The following is an 18862-nucleotide window of genomic DNA, read 5'->3' as shown; positions in this document are numbered from 1 at the left end:
ACGGCGGCTAGCGCGCGCCGATCGCCTTGAATTTGCGAACCTGATCCGTCAGCGCCCGCTCGACCGGCAGGCGCTCCATCGAGGAGGCGCCGTAGAAGCCGTGGCAGTTGCGGGTCTGCTTCATGATGAAATCGGCGTCGGCGGGGTCCGCGATCGGACCGCCATGCGCGAGCACGATGATGTTCGAATTGACGCTGAGCGCGGCCTCGGCCCAGGCCTCGATGCGGGCAGGGCAGTCGGCAAGTCTTGGCGCGGTCTGCGCGCCGATCGTGCCGCCGATGGTCAGGCCCATGTGGCAGACGATGATGTCAGCGCCGGCGATCGCCATCGCGGCGGCCTCCTGCTCGCTGAACACATAGGGCGTGGTCAGCATGTTCTTCTCATGCGCCTTCGCGATCATGTCGATCTCGAGCGCGTAGGACATTCCGGTCTCTTCGAGGTTGGCGCGGAAGGTGCCGTCGATCAGGCCGACGGTCGGGAAGTTCTGCACGCCGGCAAAGCCAAGCGCCTTGAGCTGGTCGAGGAACACGTCCATATCGCGGAACGGATCGGTGCCGTTGACGCCGGCGAGCACCGGCGTCTTGGTCACGACCGGCAATACCTCTCCGGCCATCTCGACGACGATCGCGTTGGCGTCGCCATAGGGCATTAGTCCGGCGAGCGAGCCGCGGCCGGCCATGCGGTAGCGGCCGGAGTTGTAGATCACGATCAGGTCGACGCCACCGGCCTCCTCGCATTTCGCCGACAGTCCCGTGCCGGCGCCGCCGCCGACGATCGGCTCGCCGCGTGCGATCATGGCGTGAAACTTCTTCAACAGCGCCGTGCGTTCAAACCTGGCCATGGGTCACCTCGCCACTCTCCGCCGACCACCGGCGCGTCCCAGCAAGGAGCGGAACGCGCTGACGATGGCGGCGGTGAACTCGGGATCGTTGATGTTGCGCTTGATGCGGATGATCTGCCGGTTGCCGGTCTGGCGCACGGTGCGCTCCAGCGTGCGGAACAACGCCGCATCGGCCTCCGGGTCCCAGAACGGCTGGCCGGGTGCATCGAGCGCGGAGACGCCGCCCTCGGCCAGGAAGAAGCGCACTGGCCCGTCCATCTGGTTGAGCCGTTCGCCGATCCAGCGGCCCATGCGCTCGTTCTCGTCCGGCGTGGTCCGCATCAACGTGACCTGCGGATTGTGGACGTGGAATTTGCGTTGCCGATAGCGCTCCGGGATCGCGTCGGGTGCGCCGAAGTTCACCATGTCCAGCGCGCCGACCGAGCCGATATAGGGCACGCGGCTGCGTATGATGGCGCCGAAGCGATCCTCTATCGCCGGGAACACGCCGCCCATCAGCAGGTCGCAGACCTCCGTCGTGGTGAGGTCGATCACGCCCGCGAGTTGCCCGGACTCGACCAGCTTCTCCATCGAGCGGCCGCCGACGCCGGTGGCGTGGAAGACGAGGCACTCGAAATCCTCGCGCAGGTCGGCCGCGATCCTCTGCACGGCCGGCGTGGTGACGCCGAACATGGTGATGCCGATCGCCGGAAGATGAGCGCGCGTGTCGCGCTGCTTGCCGGCCTGCTCATCGAGCCGCGCCTTGACCATGCCGACCAGCGCATTCGCGCCGTTGCCGAGCACCGTGCGCGAGATCGAGTTGAGACCCTGCACGTCGGTCACCGAATGCATCATGGTGATGTCGGCGGGACCGACATAGGGACCGACGTCGCCGGACGCGACCGAAGAGATGATAAGTTTCGGCACGCCGACCGGCAGCGCGCGCATCCCCGGCGCGACCAGCGACGCGCCGCCCGAGCCGCCGGCGGAGATGATGCCGGCGATATTGCCCTGGCGACGCAGCCATCGCTCGAAGGCGTCCGCCATCGCCGTCACCGAGGCGCCGCGATCGGCGCCGAATACGCCGGAGCCGCCGCGGCCGTGGTTGAGGGCGATCTCCTGCGCGGTGACGTCGCAACTTGCCGCCTTGCCGCTGGTCGAGACGTCGACCAGTCGGGTGCGCAGGCCGCTGCCCGCGATGATGTCCCGGATGAAGCGGAGCTCGGTGCCCTTGGTGTCGAGCGTGCCGACGACTAGCACGACGGGAGGCCCCGATATCCTCGAGGTCGCCGGTTCGCGGTGCGTGCGGGTTGTCTCCTCGATACGCCTGACGGCGGCTGATTGCGTCCGCGCGGCGGCCTCGATACGGGCAATCGGTATCGGTTGCGACCAGCGCGTCGGCAGCACGGGATTGGAGATGTAGATGCGGATCGGTCCCTTGTGCTCCGGCTGCGGCGTGCCGGCGGCTTCGGCTTTCGCCGGCGCAGCCTCGGCGTCGGTCTCGTCCGCGCCGTGGGTGCCGACACCAAGCAATCGCTGCTGCAACTCGCGGTCGGTCGCAAGGCGCGCGGAGTCGATAATGCGGTTGATGCGGCCGTTGACCATAATGGCGACGTTGCGCGACACCGCCGTCGCCACGCCGATATTCTGCTCGATGACCAGGACGGAGATGTCGCCTTCATCGCCGAGGCGCAGCAGCATGTCCTCGACCTGGGCGACGATGACGGGCGCAAGGCCCTCGGTCGGCTCGTCCATGATCAGGAGCCGCGGATTGGTCAGCAACGCACGCGAGATCGCGAGCATCTGCTGCTCGCCGCCGGAGAGCTGGTTGCCGCCGTTGTTCTTGCGTTCGGCGAGCCGCGGGAAGGTGTCGTAGATGCGCTCGATGGTCCAGGCGCCACTGCGCAGGCCGCCGGCGAGGGCAAGGTGCTCGTCAACGGTCAGCGAGCGCCACAGCCGCCGGCCCTGCGGCACATAGCCGACGCCGAGCCGGGCGATCCGCGCCGGATTCAGCCGCGTGACCTCCTCGCCTCGGATCCGGATCGAACCATTGCTGGCGCGCACCAGGCCCATGATCGCCTTGCACAGCGTGGTCTTGCCCATGCCGTTGCGGCCGACCACCGAGAACACGCCGCTATCGAGCGTCAGATCGACGCCCTGCAGCGCGTGCGAATGGCCGTAATAGACGTCGAGGCCTTTCACCTCGAGCGCGGGCACGGCGCGGCGGTCATTCATGGCCGCCTCCGAGGTAAAGCTCCTGCACCTCGGGATCGGATTCGATCTCGCGCGGCAGGCCTTCCTTGAAGATGCGGCCGTTGTGCATCATCGTCACGCTTTCGACGACGCGCAGCGCGACGTCCATGTCGTGCTCGATGATGATGTAGCCGATATGGGCGGGCAGTGAGGTCAGGATCTCGATCAGCTCGCGTCGCTCGGTCGGCGACAGTCCCGCCGCCGGCTCGTCGAACAGGATGAAGCGCGGCGCGCCGGCCAGCGCGAGCGCGATTTCGAGCTGGCGCTGCTGGCCATGCGCAAGCTCGGCGACGCGCTGGTCCTTGACGCCGGCGAGGTGCACCGCCTGCACCAGCGTCTCGGTCGCATGCATCAGCGCGTCGTTCTGTCCGGGGCGCAGCAACGAGAAGCGTCCGCGTGAGACGCCCCGGCAGGCGAGGTAGACATTGTCCTGCACGGTCAGGCCGGGAAACAGTGCCGAGATCTGGTAGGTGCGGCGCAAGCCCCGGCGGATGCGCTCATAGGGCGGGAATTGGGTGATGTCCTCGCCGAAGAAGCGGATCGTGCCGGAGGAGGGCGGGAAGTCGCCGGTGATGCAGTTGAACAGCGTCGTTTTGCCGGCGCCGTTCGAACCGAGCACTGCGCGCCTTTCGCCGGGCCGCACCGTGATGGTGACATCGGTCAGCGCCGCCAGCGCGCCGAACAGCCGCGTCACGCCGCGCAGCTCGAGCGCCGCGCCGGCGCCGACCACGGACAGCCGCTGCGCGACGCTATCCATGGCGGCCTCCGCCTGAACGTTGCGTCGAGGACGCGCTGCGGCGCCGCCAGCGTTCCCACAGGCCGATCACGCCGTCGGACGACCAGAACACGATGGCGAGGAAGCCGAGTCCGATCAGCAGCCGGAAGCGATTGCCGTCGAGGCCGAACTTGATCAGCACGTCGAGCGCGAAGGTCCGCAGCAGCACGAAGATCAATGCGCCGATGAAGGGGCCGATCGGCCGCGTGATGCCGCCGACCACGGCGATGATCAGGACGTCGATGCAGGCGCCGACGCTGACCGAGCCGGGCGAGATCTGCCGGTAGTTCCAGACCTGCAGCACGCCGCCGAGCGCGGCGATGAAGGCGGCGAAGGCGTAGGCCGCGATGCGGTGCGCATTGGGGTTGAAGCCGAGCGCCGCCATGCGGCGGGAATTGTCGCGGACGCCCTGCAACGCGAGGCCGAACGGCGCGCGCGAGACATATTGGACGGCGAAGTAGCAGATCGCGGCGATGCCGAGCGTGACATAATAGAAGGCGATATCGGCGCGCCAGTCGACGCCCCAGAAATGCGGCGTCGCGACGGTGTTGATGCCGGTGTGGCCGTTGAAGATGGCCCAGTTCTGGTTGGTGAAGTAGTAGAACGCGGCGCCGATCGCCAGCGTAATCATGATGGTGTAGATGCCCTCGGTGCGCACCGCGAGCGCGCCGCCGAGCGTGCCGAACAGCGTCGCCAGCGCCAGCGCCATCGGGGTCGCCAGCCACCACGGCCAGCCGAGGCTTATGTTGGCGTTGCCACTCACGCCGAACACCGCGACCATGTAGCCGGCGAAGCCCGCGATCGTGAGCTGCATCAGGCTGACCATGCCGCCATAGCCGGCGAGGAACATCAGACTGAGCGCGATGATGCCGAGGATCAGCGTGGTGGCGAAGATCTCGATCAGGAAGAAGCCGTTGGCAATCAGCGGCATGATCACGAGGATCAGCGCGACCAGCCAGGCCACAGGGTTCTGGAATTCCGGCCAAGCACGAACCAAGGCGCGGCGGGTCGCGTTGGCGGATGGATCGGGGCGGAATTGGGTGCTCTGGAGCAGCGACATCTGTCATCGCCTCGCGAGCAGGCCCTGCGGCCGCAGCGCCAGCACCAGCACCATGATCAGGAAGGTGACGACGATGGCGTAGGTCGGGATGTAGACCGAGCCGAGCTGCTCGGCGAGGCCGATGATGAGGGCGCCGAGCGCCGCTCCCGGGATCGAGCCCATGCCGCCGACGATCACGACCACGAGCGAGGCGAGCAGGAACCGCGTATCCTCGCCCGGCGACAGCGACTGGAAGGTGCCGCCGACCACGCCGGCAATGCCGGCAAGGCCCGCGCCGAGCGCGAACACCAGCACGAACACCAGCTGGATCCGCACGCCGGTCGCGGCCAGGATGTCGCGGTCGTCGACGCCGGCGCGCACGATCATGCCGATCCGTGTGCGGTTGAGCGCCAGCCACATCGCGATTCCTATCACGACCGACGCAGCGAAGATCACCAGCCGCACCAGCGGGTATTGCAGATAGACCGGCTCGCCCGATGATTTGATCGCGGTCAGCAGCGGCAGTTGGATCGGGCCGATCAGCCAGCTCGGGGTCTGGATCTGGTAGAAGTCGCCGCCGAACACCCAGAGCATCAGGTCGGCGAACACGATCGAGAGCCCGATCGTCACCATGGTCTGCCTGAGGTCCTGGCCCTCCATGCGTCGGAACACGACGAGCTGCAGGGTCACGCCGACCAGCGCCACCGCGATGAAGGCGATGATGAAGCTGAGGAGCCACGACCCGGTCCAGCTGCTGATCGCGTAGCCGACATAGCCGCCGAACAGATAGAGCGAGCCGTGCGCAAGGTTGACGTTGCGCATCAGGCCGAAGATCAGCGTGAAGCCGCTGGCCACCAGGAAGTACAGCCCGCCGAGCGTGATGCCGTTCAGCACCGCGTTGAGGAACACGCGCTTGCGGCCGATCGCGGCCTCCAGCCCCGGCGGCCAGATCGCGACCACCAGCCACGCGAGCACCGCGACCGCGATGATCACGATCAGCGCCCAGGCCGGATGGCGTTCGATGAACCTGGCCATCTCCGTCGCGTTCCCTCACTGGTCGCGACCGTCTGCCGGGCCGCGTGTCCGGTATCCTATCGAGGGCGAAAGCTTCGGATTTGATCGACAGTATCTTTTATCGTGTGCTCCGGAACTGCTTCACGGCCGCAACACCTTGGCGGCGCGGCGATAGTCGGTCGGCGCCATGCCGACATTGGCGGCGAAGAAGCGGGTGAAGCCGCTCTGCGAGGAGAAGCCGAGGTCGAAGCCGATATCGGCGATCGGCGTCTCGGTCGCCACCAGCGCATCCAGCGCCTGCTCCATGATCAGCGTGTTCATGTAGAGGTGAGGGGTGACGCCGGTCTGGGTGCGGAACAGCCGGTAGAAATGCGGCCGCGACAGCCCGGCCTCGCGCGCGATCGCATCGAGTTCGATCTCGGCGCCGGGGCTTTCCGACATCAGCTTGATCGATTTGCGCACCCGAAAATCGGTCACCGCGGCCGCCGCGCGCGCGTCCTGCGCCGCCTGCCAGCTCTCCTCGTAGCAGGAGTCGATCAGCTGCCGGAGCTCGCAATCGAGGCTGCGCAGCGACGGCGCGCCGCACACCAGTGCTGCGGTGCGGCGGATCAGCCGGTCGAGCGCTTCGGTGCGCGGAAAGAAGGTGCGGCCGAACCGCAGCCCCTGTGCCGTCGCGGGCTGCGGCGCGAACCATTCGGCGTTGACATAGAGCACGAAGAAGATCGCGCCGTGGTCCATGTCGGTCGGCAGAAAATTGTGCGGTTCCCACGGGTTGACCGCGACCACGGTATCGTCCTTGAGCAGCAGCCGTTGCTCCGAGACGTCGATCTGCGCCGGCGTTCCGCCGACATGAAATATCAGATGCCCTTCGCGGTGCGCATGCACGTTGAAGGGACGGTTCAACTGATAGACCGTCGCGCGACCGAACCGGCCGTGGAAGACGGCAAGCGCCCTGCTCATGCCTCCCCTCCCGCGGGATGTTCTTGTCTTTTCGACAAGCGTTCATCATCCGCCCGCGGAAAGCAAGGGCGAGCAGGGCGCATCATGCAACCGCGCGCCGTCGCCACGGTCGCGTGCTTGCAATGCAGCAAATACGTCAGTACTTCTTGCACTCCGGGACCGTGCGGCTCGGCAGGCCGATCTTGGCGAACACCGCCGGATCGTAGCCCAGCGTCTGGTTGACGTTCGGGATCACCTTGACGACCTTGCTGAACAGCGCGCCCTTGCCGTCATCGACCACCTCGGTGACGAAATTGGTGCCGATCGCCTGGCGGTTGGAATCGAGCTTGATCTTGCCGTTCGGCGCGTCGATCTCGATCTTGGCCAGCGCCTCCTTGAGCTTGGCCTGGTTGTTGGAAAGATCGCCGTTGACCTGCCGCAGCGCCAGGATCAGCGCCATGGTCGAGCCGTAATAGTTGGTGGCGAGCAGCGACGGGCTCGGGAAGCGCTTGGCCGGCGGGAAGGCATCCTGATAGGCCTTCACGAATTTCTGCCAGCCCGGATCCTCCCACGTATCGGCCTGGCCGCTCGCGGCGATCGTGCCGATCAGCGCGTTCTTGGCGTTGCCCTTCGACGACAGGATGGTCTGGTCGATCATGATCGAGCCGCCCATCAGATGCGCCTTGCCGCCGGCCTGCTGATACTGGTTGAGGAAGTTGACGGCATCGGCGCCGCCGAGGCCGAGATAGATCGCGTCGACGTCGTCAGGCAGCGCGGCGATCACCGAGGCAAAGTCCTTGGTGCCGAGCGGCACCCATTGCCGGTTGGTGACCTGGCCGCCGGCGCCGCAGAATTCGAGCACCAGGCCGAACACCTGGGTGTAGATGAAGGAGTAGTCCTCGCCGACGGTCGCGATCTTGCGATATTCCTTGGTCTCATAGGCGTACTTGCCGAGGCCGACCTGCCACTGCGCGCCGTCCATGTTGAAGCGGAAGAAGTTCGGCGCCGGATCGACATAGGTCGTCTCCTGCGCGCCGGAGGCGGCGTTGACGAAGGTCAGCTCCGGATGGGTTTTTGCAAAATTCTTCACCGCGATGCCTTCGTCGCCGGACAGCGGCGACAGCAGGATCTGCACCTTGTCCTGCTCGATCAGCTTACGCACCGCGCGCACCGCGGAATCCGGCGTCGCATCGGTCGAGGCGACGACGAATTCGAGCTCCTTGTCGCCGATCTTCTTGCCGAGCACGTTGAGCGCCGTCTGGTGGCCGCGCATGCCATCTTCGCCGAGCACCGTATAGGTGCCCTCGAGCGTCGCCGTGACGCCGACCTTGATCTTCTCCTGAGCGAACGCCGTGCCCGAAAGCAACAGGCTGCTCAACGCAATCAGTCCCAAACTGCCTTTCAACATCGCGCTCCTCCCTCTGTGTTGTCGCCGGCGTCCACTTGGCGTGCGAAGGCTGATGGGCGTCCGGTTGTTGCCGGCAAAGCTAGCCGAATGCGGGCGCGGCGCGGATGTCGTCGGCGCTAGCCGGCTTAACGGGCAGTCTCATTTTGATTGTTGCGCCGCAGCGCGGTTCGCGACGCAATGCCGCGGAGCTTGTTCAGTGTCATCACCCGCGCATGCAGGTGATCCCGTATTCCAGAGACCAGGAGCTTGAGTCGAGAAGCTGCGGCGGACCGGATCGCCTGCCTTCGCGGGCATGATATCGGGGAGAATCAGAGCATCCGAGACCTTCCCCACGTCGTCCCCGCCTAGTGCGCAATTGCGCACGGGAGCGGGGACCCATACGCCGCAGCGGGTGTTGAGAACGGGACTCGTCGTCCCAGCATCGTTCAACAATTAGCATTTGTGGTTACGGGTCCTGACTTTCCGCCAGGACGACGCCGAGTGTGTTGCGCTGCTTGTGGTCACAACTCCGCATTCTCGCGACATAATTTGCCCGAGCTTTGCATTTCGTTTCGCCGCTCTGAGAACAGAGGGCGCAGGGAAAGCCGGGCGCCGATCGCACCCATGGGCCCCGAGCAATGAGTAGAAAGCTCGGGGGTAGGACCACAGGTGTAACCGGGAACAACCCGGCTTTCCCTGCGCGATGGTTTTACGGCTTGCTTCGTGCTCTCCCCGGCGAGACTGGGCTTTGTTGTCACCGCCTTCGCAAAAGCGTTTACGCGCTTTGCGAGAGGACACCTGCCGCTAGGGCGTCAGGACCACACGACTTCACCGTCCGCCGCATGCGCACTCGTCAGTTGCGCAATCGGCGTCCACCGCATCTCACCGCAACACCCGTGACGATGCGCAGCGCCCCTCGATCGGGTGAGACAGGGAAACCATATACCGAGTTGCGCTTCTGATAAAGCGAAATATTTTTTGCTGCGGGGCTTGCGTCGTCGGGCAAATCAGTGGCAGGGGGCGCGCTCACGCCAGCTCCAGTCCGCCGTCGACGGTCATGATCTGACCGGTCATCCATTGCGTGGCAGGACCGGCGAGCCGCACGATCCATCCGGCGACGTCATCCGGAAGGCCGCGTCGTCCAAGCGGGATGCGCGCGCGTTCCTGCTCCTTGATGGCTGCCGCCTGCTCGTCGGTGAGACCCATCATGCCGGTGAGCGCGCCGGATTCGGTGGGCCCCGCCGCAACCGCGTTCACTCTCACGCCGAGCGACGCAAGCTCGAGCGCCCAGCAGCGGGTCAAATGCTCCAGCGCCGCCTTGCTCGCCGCATAGTGCGACAGGCCCGCCGCCGGTTTGTGTCCGTAGGTGCTGGAGACGTTGACGATGGCGCCGCGCGTCGCCCTCAGGTGCGGAAGCGCGGCTGCGGTGAGCAGGCTCGGCCCGACCACATTGACCGCGAAGATGTCCGCGATCCGGTCGGCCGTCGCGTCTTCCAGCGGCAGGATCGCGCCGGCGCCGGCATTGTTGATGACCGCATCGAGCCTGCCCCAGGCCTCGATCGCCTTGGCGACCGTGCGCCGCGCGTCATCGGCGGAGGCGGCATCCGCGATCAGGCCCGCGATGTTCGGATGCTCGGCAACCGTTTCCTCAAGAGGGCCGGGCCGGCGGCCGGTGACCAGCACCTTGTCGCCTTGCCGTGCGAAGGCGAGCGCGGCCGCGCGGCCGATGCCGGAGGTGCCGCCGGTCAGGATGATGACCTTGTCGTTCATGTGATTGTCCTTACGAAACTGCGATTGAGGTGAAGTCGAGCGCGAGCAGCAAGAGAGGTTCACCTCTCCCCATCGAGAAGAGGTAAGCCTAGGCCGGGCTCGACACCCGATTCATCATCAAGCCCTTCGGGCCGAGATGAACGCGAGAATGTCGGCGTTGACGATGCCGGGCTGCGTGGTGCAGAGGCCGTGCGGCAGCAGGTCGTAGACCTTGAGCTGGCTGTGTTGCAGCAGCTTGGCCGACAGCACGGCGGAATCGGAGACCGGCACGATCTGGTCGTCGCCACCATGCAGAACGAGCGTGGGAACGGCGATGGCCTTCAGGTCATCGGTGAAGTCGGTTTCCGAGAAGGCCTTGATGCAGTCGTGGTGCGCCTTGGCGCTTCCGCTCATGCCCTGGCGCCACCAATTCCAGATCACCGCTTGCGATGTTTCGGCACCGGCACGATTGTAACCGTAGAACGGGCCGGACGCGAAATCGAAATAGAATTGCGCGCGGTTGGCGGCGAGCTGATTGCGCAGGTTGTCGAAGACTTCGATGGGCAGGCCGCCGGGATTGGCCTCGGTCTTCAACATCAGCGGCGGCACCGCACCGATCAGGACCAGCTTCGCCACACGATCCCTGCCGTGCCGCGCGACATAACGCGCGGCCTCGCCGCCGCCCGTGGAGTGGCCGATGTGAATGGCATTGCGAAGATCGAGATGCTCGGCGAGGGCCGCGACATCAGCCGCGTAGTGATCCATGTCGTGCCCCTCGCTGACCTGGCTCGACCTGCCGTGGCCGCGTCGATCATGTGCGATGACGCGGTAGCCCCGGCTGAGGAAGAACAGCATCTGGGTATCCCAGTCGTCGGAGCTGAGCGGCCAGCCGTGGTGGAAGACGATCGGCTGGGCAGATTTCGGTCCCCAATCTTTGTAAAAGATGTGCACGCCATCTCTTGTCATGATCGAGGTGACGGGCGGCGTCGTTTCGCCGGTCCCGGTCGGAGCTTTTGTTTCCTTGCCGACGGCGGATGTCGAGCGAATTGTCAGCGACATTGCCGACATGATGGAAGCCGTGAGCAGCTTTCGTCGCGACGTCCGCGCGAGGCGGGTGACCGAGTTGTTCCAAACCATCTTGTTTGTCTCCGTGTTGTTGGCGTGGGCATGCTGCTGATTTACGCCGTCAATTGCGCCGCTGCCCCAGAGCGATTGAGACCGTTGCAGCGCAATTGCTGCTAGCGCACGCGGCGCCGCCAATTGGTCGGCGTATCGCCGGTCAACCGCCTGAAGGCCGCAGCAAACGCGGTCTGGGAGGCGTAGCCGAGCGCGGCCGACACCGTGACGACGGACGCGTCGGTGTCGCGCAGCATCTTCATGGCTTGCTCGAGCCGGTGCTGGCGCAGGAAGGCATGCGGCGAGAGCCCGGTGCTTTCCTTGAAGGCGCGGCAGAAGTGGAAGCGTGACAGCCCCGCATCGGACGCCAGCGCAGCGAGCGAGACGTCCGCATCGCTGTCCGAGCGCAAGCGCTCGATGGCGCGACGAAGCACCGAAGGCGACAGCCCGCCGACCGCCGGCGGTACCTTGATAGCGGAGCCGGAATGCGCGACCAGCAGGCGCGTTGCCAGCAGGTCCGTCAGCTGTTGCCTGAACAGAATATCCAGGGCGGTGTTGTTCTCAAGGAGATCGGCCCCGCTGGTCAGCAATCGCGCCGTGATGGCGTCGGGATGTCCGATCCGTTCGGTCAGATCAGCCGGAGCACCCAGATCGGCCTCGCCCGCAATGCGCTCAAGCGTGGTGTGCGGAAGATAGAGCTGGATCAGATTCAAGAGTTGAGGCGAATCCGCGCGGCCCGCCGAACCGGCCGCAACGACATCCCACCGCGAGGTCGCGCCGGCGGGAATGACCGTCACCACCCCGGGGCGCGCGGTGCCGATCGCAACCGATTTTCCACTCCGGCGCTCGAGCCGCTGAATGCCGGCGGGATAGGCCATGATGACATGGTCGGCCATCGGCTTGACGATCTCATGCACCGGATCGTGTTGCCAATATGCGATCGAGCCGCCGGACGGCTCCAGCGCAAAGCGAACCGGCCTCGTCTTCAGCACGCGTGCCATTTCGGTATTGGCCGAGCGCTGGTCAGTAAGCGGCGAGCCATCCGGGCGGTCGTCCGATGTAGCCGGCCGATCGTTCGGAAGGTTGTGCGGGACAGGCTTGCTCATGGATTTGCCTTCGCGCCGCTGACGGTGCCGGTGATATCGAGCATGACGGCTTTCCCGGATCGTGAGTGCGCGGCCGGCATGCCAGTCGGCCGCGATGCGGGGAAAAAGGCACGGTTTCCGAGATGGCGATACTGTGCCGCGGGATAGCCTCTGTTCGCCAGTCGTCAGGTCGTCCCGCGTCCGCCACTGTGGCGATTGGTCCGGATTGCGAACGAGACGCCGGCGTACATGGGTTTCCATGAGGTGCGGCCCGGGCGCGGCGGGGGTACAATCGGGGCGTAAACCGCCCAGCTTCACCAACTCCGGCCCTCATTTGACCAATAGCGCCAAACACAACGCTGCCGATCTTAAGGCTGGTCCCAGAATTGAGCCCAAGGTCGAGCCCAAGATTGATCTCAAGGCTTACCTGTCGCGGACAGGGCAGCCCAACATGCAGCGCGCTTTGCTTGCGATCGCGGCCTGCCTCGCCGGCGTTACCGCAAGCTGGCTCACGAAATCGCCCTTCGGCCTGCTGGCCGTGGTTGCCGCCCTGTACCTCTACGTCGATCGGCGGGGTGTCTTGCTGCTGCGGGTCGTGTGGGGCGTCGCGTTCGCCGGCGCGACTGCCGCGTATTTCCTTGCGCACGCCCCCCAGAGCCCCGCGCTATTGCTGGCGCTGTTCGCTGTCCTCGCGCTTTGCATCGGCGAGATCGTCGCGATCCCGTCGTCGGCAAAGCTGAGCGCCGATGCGGTGCAGGCCATGCGGATCATCGAGAGCATGCCGGCCTATACTTGGTCGGCAAGCCCGGATGGTCACATCACCCATGTGAGTGCGAGTACGCTGTCCTATCTCGGCGAGCTCGCGGACAAGACCGGGCTGTTTCATATCCTCGACAATGCCGGCTGGCGGCGCGCGATCCATCCCGACGACTATGCGCAGGTGATGGACATCCGCCGCCATTCGCTGAAGACCGGTCTCCCGTTCGACGCCGAGTATCGGGTGCGCGGCTCGGACGGGACCTATCGCTGGTTTCGGTCGTTCGGTTCGCTGTCGCGCGATGAGCAGGGCGAGCTGGCCGGCTGGTACGGCACGATGATCGATATCGAGGCGAAGAAACAGGCGGAGGACGCGCTGCGCAAGAGCGAACGACAGCTTCAGCAACTGATCGACGCGGTGCCCGCGCTGATCTGGAGCACGACGCCGCATGGAACACCGACCTATGTCAACAAGCGGTTCAAGGTCGCAACCGGTGCTTCCCTCGAAGACATCACGGCGCCCGACGGATCGCCCTCGCTGAGTGTCGTTCACCCGGACGACAGGGCGGCCGCGATTGCGGCGATCACCCACTCATTCAGGACGGGCGAGCCTTACGTCATGATCTATCGCCAACTCCGCGCCGGGGGTGCCTACCATTGGACGGAGACCCGCGCCGAGCCGCTGCGTGACGATGCCGGCGATATCATCCAGTGGTATGGCGTGAGCGTCGATATCCACGACCTGGTGACGGCGCAGGAAGCGGTGAAGGAGAGCGAGCGATCGCTGCGCCAACTCGTCGAGACATTGCCGGCCATGATCGATTGCGCCGCGCCGGATGGCGAGCCGATCTATCGCAGCCGCCAGCTCCGCGAGTTTCTCGGATACAATCTCGAGGAACTCGACGGCAATGAGAAGGGGCGCCTCGAAGCGACGCTCGACGCCGGCGTCCATCCCGACGACCTTGACGGCGTCAAGGAGCGATACGCGCACTCATTGGCGTCGGGCGAGCCATATGCGCGCAGGCACCGTCTGCGGCGTTTCGACGGCGAGTATCGCTGGGTCGAGACCCGCGCCGGCGCGATGCGCAACGCCGATGGCGCCATCGTGCAGTGGAACGTGATCTGTCTGGACATCGACGCCGAGGTGCGGACACAGGAAGAGTTGCGAATGGCGCAGGCCGAGCTTGCCGGTGCAAGCCAGGCGGCGAGTCTTGCGGAGCTTTCCGCCTCGATCGCGCACGAGGTGAACCAGCCGCTGGCCGCCGTCGTGGCCAATTCGCACGCCTGCCAGCGCTGGTTGACGGCGGACCCGCCAAACCTGGAGCGGGCGCGCAAGACGGTCGAGCGGATCATCCGCGATGCGAACGGCGCCGCCGATGTCGTGAGCCGCATCCGTGCGTTGTTCAGGCAATCGCTCGACAAGCGAAACAGCGCGGAGCTGGGCAGCATCATCGCCGAAGTGCGCGAGCTGATGTCCGAAGAGGCCGTGCGGCGTCGCATCCGGCTCGATATCGATGTCGAATCCGCCATACCGCCCGTGACCGTCGATCGCGTCCAGATCCAGCAGGTTCTGAGCAACCTGATCCGCAACGGCATGGAGGCCATGGAGCGGGCCGTCGGCGACAGATCGATCCGGATCCGCCTCGATCGGATCGAGGATGCGGTTCGGGTCAGGATCAGCGACCGCGGTCCGGGCGTCGAGTTCCCTGACCGGGTTTTTCAGCCGTTCTTCACGACGAAGGAGTCCGGGATGGGCATGGGCCTCGCAATCTGCCGCTCGATCGTCGAGTCGCATGGCGGGCATTTGTGGGCGGAAGAAAATGAGCCGCACGGCGCCAGCTTCATTTTCACATTGCCGATCGAGGCGAACAGGGCGACATGACGGCCGAGGAGCAGATTGTCTTCATCGTGGACGACGACGAGCGCATTCGCGAGGCGTTGAGTGAGCTGCTGGCCTCGCATGGCGTCGAGACCGCGACGTTCGCTTCGGCCGGGGCGTATATCGATGCCGAGAAGCCGGACCTGCCCGCCTGCTTGGTGCTCGACGTCGAGCTGCCCGACATCAACGGGCTCGATCTGCAGGGGCAGATCGCGCAGGGCGATCATCCGCCGATCGTGTTCATCACCGGGCATGGCGATATCCCGTCGTCGGTTCGTGCCATCAAGCATGGCGCGCTGGATTTTCTGACCAAGCCGTTCAGCGATGACGACGTGATGGCTGCGATCCGGGTGGCGATCGCCCAGGACCGGGTCAGGAGGGCGGATCGCGCCGAACTCTGCGGGTTGCGGCAGCGTTACCTCAGCCTGACGCCGCGCGAGCGTGACGTGCTGCCGCTCGTGGTCAGCGGCCTCATGAACAAGCAGGCGGCGGCGGAACTCGGCATCAGCGAGGTGACGCTCCAGATCCATCGAAGGAATGTGATGCAGAAAATGGCAGCGGCATCGCTCGCCGACCTCGTGCGCAGTGCGCAACGGCTGGAAATTCCCGTCACCCACTCCCGGCGCGGCGGAGGGACCGATCGTGAGTAAGGGTGGGCGGGTTGTCGCAGTTGTCGACGACGATCCGAGGCTGGTTGAATCGCTCGCGGAGCTGCTGGAATCCGCGGGCTATCACACATGCTGTTTCTCGTCGGCGCAGGCGCTGCTCGCTGCCGGCTTTGCCAACATGGACGTGCTCATCACCGATGTCGGCATTCCCGGTGTCGATGGCTTCGAGCTTCGCAGGCGCGCCTTGAAGCAGCGGCCGGACCTGCCGGTGTTCCTGATCAGCGGCCGCCATGAGGTGGCAGATCAGAGCCGTGCGCAGGGATTGAGCGGATTCTTCCGCAAGCCGTTCGATGGCCGGGCGCTGCTCGCCGCGGTGGATGATGCCCTGCGCGGCGGAGGGGATGGGAAGAATGAGGATTGATGCGCTGCTGCAACGACGACCGCCGTCAACCCGGCCGCTGCCGGGCGACAATGCCGCGCAACCAGTCGTCCTGATCGTCGATGACGACGCGTCGGTGCGAGAGGCGCTATCCGAATTGATCCTGTCGGTCGGCTTCCAGTCGATCGGCTTCGCTTCCACCAGGGAGTTGCTCGAGGCGGATGTCCTGCAACGCCCCGGCTGCCTCATCCTCGACGTGCGGATGCCGGGTTCCAGCGGTCTCGACCTGCAAGCCGATCTGGTCCAGAACCGCAATCCCAAGCCGATCATCTTCCTGACCGGACATGGCGACATTCCGATGACCGTGCAAGCGATGAAGGCCGGCGCCATCGACTTCCTCACCAAGCCGGTGCGCGACCAGGCGCTGCTCGACGCCGTGCTCGCCGGCATCACGATGGATGCGGCGCGCCGACAGCAGGCCCTGGTCGTCAAGGGTTATCTCGAACGCGTCAGGACGCTGACGCCGCGCGAACGCGAAGTGCTTCACAGGGTTGCGCATGGTGGCGTCAACAAGCAGATCGCCTTCGAGCTCGGGATCAGCGAGGTGACGGTGAAGCTGCATCGCTCCAACGTCATGCGCAAGCTGCAGGCTACTTCGATCGGCGACCTCATCCGGATCTGGGAGACGCTGCCGAAAGCGGTGCGCGAGACCGCCGTCGACGGATGATCCTGGCGGAAGCGAAGCAGGCACTCTTCCGCCAGGCTGGGCAAGAACTCGATCAGCGGTTGGAACAACGCGCCGCCCGATGACGGGCTCTCGGTTGATCAGCCGACGGTTCCAGCGTCAGTGCCAAGTGATGCTCATGACGCGACGCGCGTGGCGGATTGCTCGCAAGACGTGGTTGCCGGAACCGATGGCGGCGCGCATCGGAGATTGGATAACTGCGACGAACATCGAGGTTCCCTTGGGTTTGCCCAACATTGTCCATCATGAGTCTATCAACTTCGCGTGTGGTGCCTGTTGAACGCGGAGACAGGGGATCGCCGGAACCCGAGGTGCAAAGACTCGGGTCGTGTCAACAGGCGGGCGGAGCGGAACAATCAAGCAAATTGTGGTGCGACGATGCCTGCCATCTTTGCTGGGGCGGGCAAGGCAAAGGTATTTCATCGCTGCAGCGCGACGGGTCCTCCGTTCAGCGTGCGTCGCTGTCGTCGGTTGCTCGCTGTGCGAGCAGGCCCACGCGCTCGATTTCTTTGGTCTGTTCGGTTCCGACGATCCGCCGCCGGTCAGCGCCACGACGCTGTCCTATCGGTTGGAGATCGAAGCCAAGACGCCGGATGGCAAGAACGACAGCGACGCCGAACAGGCATTGCGCGATGCCGCCGGCACCTATCGCCTCCGACAGGAACCGCCGCCGGACGGGGAAGGTCTCGCGCGCCGACTGCAGGCAGATGTCAATCCGCTGCTCGATGCCCTTTGGGGGCTTGGCCGCTACAACGCCCGGATCGATGTGACGATAGATGGAGTTCCAATCTCCCTCGACGAGACCGGGCTTGCCGCGGCGGCGCGCCGGGCCGACAGCTTTCGCAATCGGACCGTTGTGCCCGTCAAGGTCATCGCGCGACTTGGTCCGTTGTTCAAGCTGCGCGCCGTTGATCTAGACTATCCGCGCGACCAAGCGCCGCAGGGATTGCCGCGCCGCGCGTTTGCGCTGAAGTCTGGCGATCCCGCAATCTCTGCCGACCTGCGCGCCGCGCAGGTGAAGCTCGTCGATTGGTTCCGCAGCAACGGACATCCGCTCGCGAAGGTCGCCGACGTCAAGGCCACCGTCGATCATGCCGCCGCCGCGATGGACTTTCGGTTGCGGGTCGAAGCGGGCCCCAAGACCGGCATCGGCGCCGTGACGATCTCGGGCGGAGACGTCGATCCGCGAGTGGTGGCCACGCACGTCTACCTGAGGGAAGGCGAGCCCTATTCGCCAGAGCGGCTCGCCTTGGCGAAAACCTCGATCGCAAAGATCCCGGCCATCGGGGGAATTCGCGTCCGCGAGGCCGACAAGCTCGATGCCAATGGCAACCTGCCGGTCTTCATCGATTTGACGGAAAGGCCAAGGCACGCGGTGGGCCTCTCGGCAAAATATTCCACCGTCGATGGTCCCGGCATTGCAGGCTATTACGAGGATCGGAACATATTCGGCGGCGGCGAGCGCCTGAGGCTCGAAGCATCCGGCTCGCTCCTGCAACGGATCGACGGCACGTCCTTCACTGGCTTCAATAATCTGAGCGCCTCGGATTTCGGCGCACGGTTTACCGGCACCTTCGTCAAGCCAGGCTTGTTCGGTACGGCCAACGATCTTCTGATCGAGGCCACCGCGTTCCGCGAGCGTGTCGGCAACAACGACCTCGGCGGTTACACTGACGACACGGTGCGCGGCACGTTCGGCGTGATCCATCGCTTTTCGGAGGTGGCTTCGCTGCAGGCCGGTCTTCAGGTCGAGCAATCGAAATCGCAGGACGTGCTGGGGCGGGTCGATGCGACCTTGATCGGCTTCACGGCGACCGGCCGCTACGACACGACAGACAATCCGCTCGACCCGACGCGCGGTGTGCGCCTCTCGGCGACCGTCAATGCCTATCCGAAGCTGATGGGTTCCACGATCGATCTGTTCGAAGCGCGGGTTGCGGGCTCGGCCTACTATGCGCTCGACGAGCAGGCCGACTACGTGCTGGCGGGTCGGTTGGCCGCAGGCTCGCTTGCGGGCGCGCCGCTCGACCAGATTCCGGATGCACATCGCTTCTTCGCCGGCGGCGGCGGATCCGTGCGCGGTTACGGCTTCAACACCATTTCGCCGATGATGTTCGGTCAGATCACCGGTGGTCGCGGCCTGATCGAGGGCTCAGCCGAGGTGCGGGTCAGGATCACGCCCACCATCGGTCTCGTGCCTTTCTTCGACTTTGGCACCGCCTCCCGATCGTCCCTGCCTGGCTTCGACGACTATGTGGGCTACGGCGCGGGACTTGGCTTGCGTTATCTGACGCCGGTCGGCCCGATCCGCCTTGACG

15 protein-coding genes and 1 pseudogene are annotated in these 18862 nt (G+C 65.4%); 6 read left to right on the top strand and 10 right to left on the bottom strand.

Annotated elements, in window-relative coordinates:
• Positions 1-7: 7 nt before the first annotated feature.
• From E2I15_RS12545 to E2I15_RS12505, 9 genes are all read right to left on the bottom strand, one after another.
• Entirely contained in the window at positions 8-841 is an 834-nt protein-coding gene (locus tag E2I15_RS12545) for a phosphoenolpyruvate hydrolase family protein (RefSeq protein WP_137481517.1), read from the bottom strand.
• Between the two features lie 3 nt (positions 842-844).
• Positions 845-3055, bottom strand: a complete 2211-nt coding sequence (locus tag E2I15_RS12540) for an ABC transporter permease (RefSeq protein ID WP_137481515.1) — start codon at positions 3053-3055, stop codon at positions 845-847.
• Positions 3048-3830: an ABC transporter ATP-binding protein gene (locus E2I15_RS12535; protein ID WP_021075866.1), complete on the bottom strand. Its 783-nt coding sequence runs from the start codon at positions 3828-3830 to the stop codon at positions 3048-3050. Before E2I15_RS12535 ends, E2I15_RS12540 begins: the two co-directional genes overlap by 8 nt.
• Positions 3823-4908, bottom strand: a complete 1086-nt coding sequence (locus E2I15_RS12530; protein ID WP_137481513.1) for a branched-chain amino acid ABC transporter permease — start codon at positions 4906-4908, stop codon at positions 3823-3825. Before E2I15_RS12530 ends, E2I15_RS12535 begins: the two co-directional genes overlap by 8 nt.
• A 3-nt stretch (positions 4909-4911) precedes the next feature.
• Positions 4912-5922, bottom strand: coding sequence for a branched-chain amino acid ABC transporter permease (locus E2I15_RS12525; protein WP_137481511.1), 1011 nt, complete (start codon positions 5920-5922; stop codon positions 4912-4914).
• Positions 5923-6042: 120 nt separating this feature from the next.
• Complete coding sequence (locus E2I15_RS12520; RefSeq protein WP_016847806.1) at positions 6043-6861, bottom strand: helix-turn-helix transcriptional regulator; 819 nt, start codon at positions 6859-6861, stop codon at positions 6043-6045.
• A 136-nt stretch (positions 6862-6997) separates the two neighbouring features.
• Positions 6998-8248: an ABC transporter substrate-binding protein gene (locus E2I15_RS12515; RefSeq protein WP_137481509.1), complete on the bottom strand. Its 1251-nt coding sequence runs from the start codon at positions 8246-8248 to the stop codon at positions 6998-7000.
• A 1005-nt stretch (positions 8249-9253) separates the two neighbouring features.
• Positions 9254-9997, bottom strand: a complete 744-nt coding sequence (locus E2I15_RS12510; RefSeq protein WP_137481507.1) for an SDR family NAD(P)-dependent oxidoreductase — start codon at positions 9995-9997, stop codon at positions 9254-9256.
• A gap of 117 nt (positions 9998-10114) precedes the next feature.
• Positions 10115-10942 carry an alpha/beta fold hydrolase gene (locus E2I15_RS12505; RefSeq protein ID WP_137481742.1) on the bottom strand — a complete coding sequence of 276 codons (828 nt, stop codon included), beginning with the start codon at positions 10940-10942 and terminating at the stop codon, positions 10115-10117.
• On the opposite strand from E2I15_RS12505, the gene E2I15_RS39200 reads away from it, so the two are divergent.
• Positions 10941-11153 carry a hypothetical protein gene (locus tag E2I15_RS39200; protein ID WP_170991672.1) on the top strand — a complete coding sequence of 71 codons (213 nt, stop codon included), beginning with the start codon at positions 10941-10943 and terminating at the stop codon, positions 11151-11153. The two genes, E2I15_RS12505 and E2I15_RS39200, sit on opposite strands and share 2 nt — an antisense overlap.
• Before the next feature lie 61 nt (positions 11154-11214).
• On the opposite strand, the gene E2I15_RS12500 is transcribed toward E2I15_RS39200, so the two are convergent.
• Positions 11215-12198, bottom strand: coding sequence for a helix-turn-helix domain-containing protein (locus E2I15_RS12500; RefSeq protein WP_246668235.1), 984 nt, complete (start codon positions 12196-12198; stop codon positions 11215-11217).
• A gap of 742 nt (positions 12199-12940) precedes the next feature.
• Between E2I15_RS12500 and E2I15_RS12495 the strand changes: the two are divergent.
• The 5 genes and pseudogenes from E2I15_RS12495 to E2I15_RS12475 all read left to right on the top strand — a co-directional run.
• Positions 12941-14815, top strand: a pseudogene (locus E2I15_RS12495) (PAS domain-containing sensor histidine kinase); the annotation flags it as partial.
• Positions 14812-15462, top strand: coding sequence for a response regulator transcription factor (locus E2I15_RS12490; protein ID WP_016847675.1), 651 nt, complete (start codon positions 14812-14814; stop codon positions 15460-15462). The pseudogene E2I15_RS12495 and the gene E2I15_RS12490, both read left to right, overlap by 4 nt.
• Complete coding sequence (locus tag E2I15_RS12485; RefSeq protein WP_349629377.1) at positions 15455-15841, top strand: response regulator transcription factor; 387 nt, start codon at positions 15455-15457, stop codon at positions 15839-15841. Before E2I15_RS12490 ends, E2I15_RS12485 begins: the two co-directional genes overlap by 8 nt.
• A complete protein-coding gene (locus E2I15_RS12480; RefSeq protein ID WP_137481503.1) occupies positions 15831-16526 on the top strand; it encodes a response regulator transcription factor in 696 nt (231 codons plus the stop codon). Before E2I15_RS12485 ends, E2I15_RS12480 begins: the two co-directional genes overlap by 11 nt.
• A gap of 409 nt (positions 16527-16935) precedes the next feature.
• Positions 16936-18862: autotransporter assembly complex protein TamA (locus E2I15_RS12475; RefSeq protein WP_155262350.1), on the top strand; the 1927-nt coding region annotated here is incomplete at its 3' end.

The sequence above is a fragment of the Bradyrhizobium sp. BR2003 genome (assembly GCF_009720285.1).
Lineage (GTDB): Bacteria > Pseudomonadota > Alphaproteobacteria > Rhizobiales > Xanthobacteraceae > Bradyrhizobium > Bradyrhizobium elkanii.
Note: the sequence above shows the minus strand (reverse complement) of the source record. Positions and strands in the feature narration are given on the sequence as shown.

Coding starts and splice junctions, on each gene's coding strand:
- E2I15_RS12545 (WP_137481517.1), bottom strand. CDS start 841: ATGGCCAGGTTTGAACGCACGGCGCTGTTGAAGAAGTTTCACGCCATG.
- E2I15_RS12540 (WP_137481515.1), bottom strand. CDS start 3,055: ATGAATGACCGCCGCGCCGTGCCCGCGCTCGAGGTGAAAGGCCTCGAC.
- E2I15_RS12535 (WP_021075866.1), bottom strand. CDS start 3,830: ATGGATAGCGTCGCGCAGCGGCTGTCCGTGGTCGGCGCCGGCGCGGCG.
- E2I15_RS12530 (WP_137481513.1), bottom strand. CDS start 4,908: ATGTCGCTGCTCCAGAGCACCCAATTCCGCCCCGATCCATCCGCCAAC.
- E2I15_RS12525 (WP_137481511.1), bottom strand. CDS start 5,922: ATGGCCAGGTTCATCGAACGCCATCCGGCCTGGGCGCTGATCGTGATC.
- E2I15_RS12520 (WP_016847806.1), bottom strand. CDS start 6,861: ATGAGCAGGGCGCTTGCCGTCTTCCACGGCCGGTTCGGTCGCGCGACG.
- E2I15_RS12515 (WP_137481509.1), bottom strand. CDS start 8,248: ATGTTGAAAGGCAGTTTGGGACTGATTGCGTTGAGCAGCCTGTTGCTT.
- E2I15_RS12510 (WP_137481507.1), bottom strand. CDS start 9,997: ATGAACGACAAGGTCATCATCCTGACCGGCGGCACCTCCGGCATCGGC.
- E2I15_RS39200 (WP_170991672.1), top strand. CDS start 10,941: ATGATCGAGGTGACGGGCGGCGTCGTTTCGCCGGTCCCGGTCGGAGCT.
- E2I15_RS12505 (WP_137481742.1), bottom strand. CDS start 10,942: ATGACAAGAGATGGCGTGCACATCTTTTACAAAGATTGGGGACCGAAA.
- E2I15_RS12500 (WP_246668235.1), bottom strand. CDS start 12,198: ATGAGCAAGCCTGTCCCGCACAACCTTCCGAACGATCGGCCGGCTACA.
- E2I15_RS12490 (WP_016847675.1), top strand. CDS start 14,812: ATGACGGCCGAGGAGCAGATTGTCTTCATCGTGGACGACGACGAGCGC.
- E2I15_RS12480 (WP_137481503.1), top strand. CDS start 15,831: ATGAGGATTGATGCGCTGCTGCAACGACGACCGCCGTCAACCCGGCCG.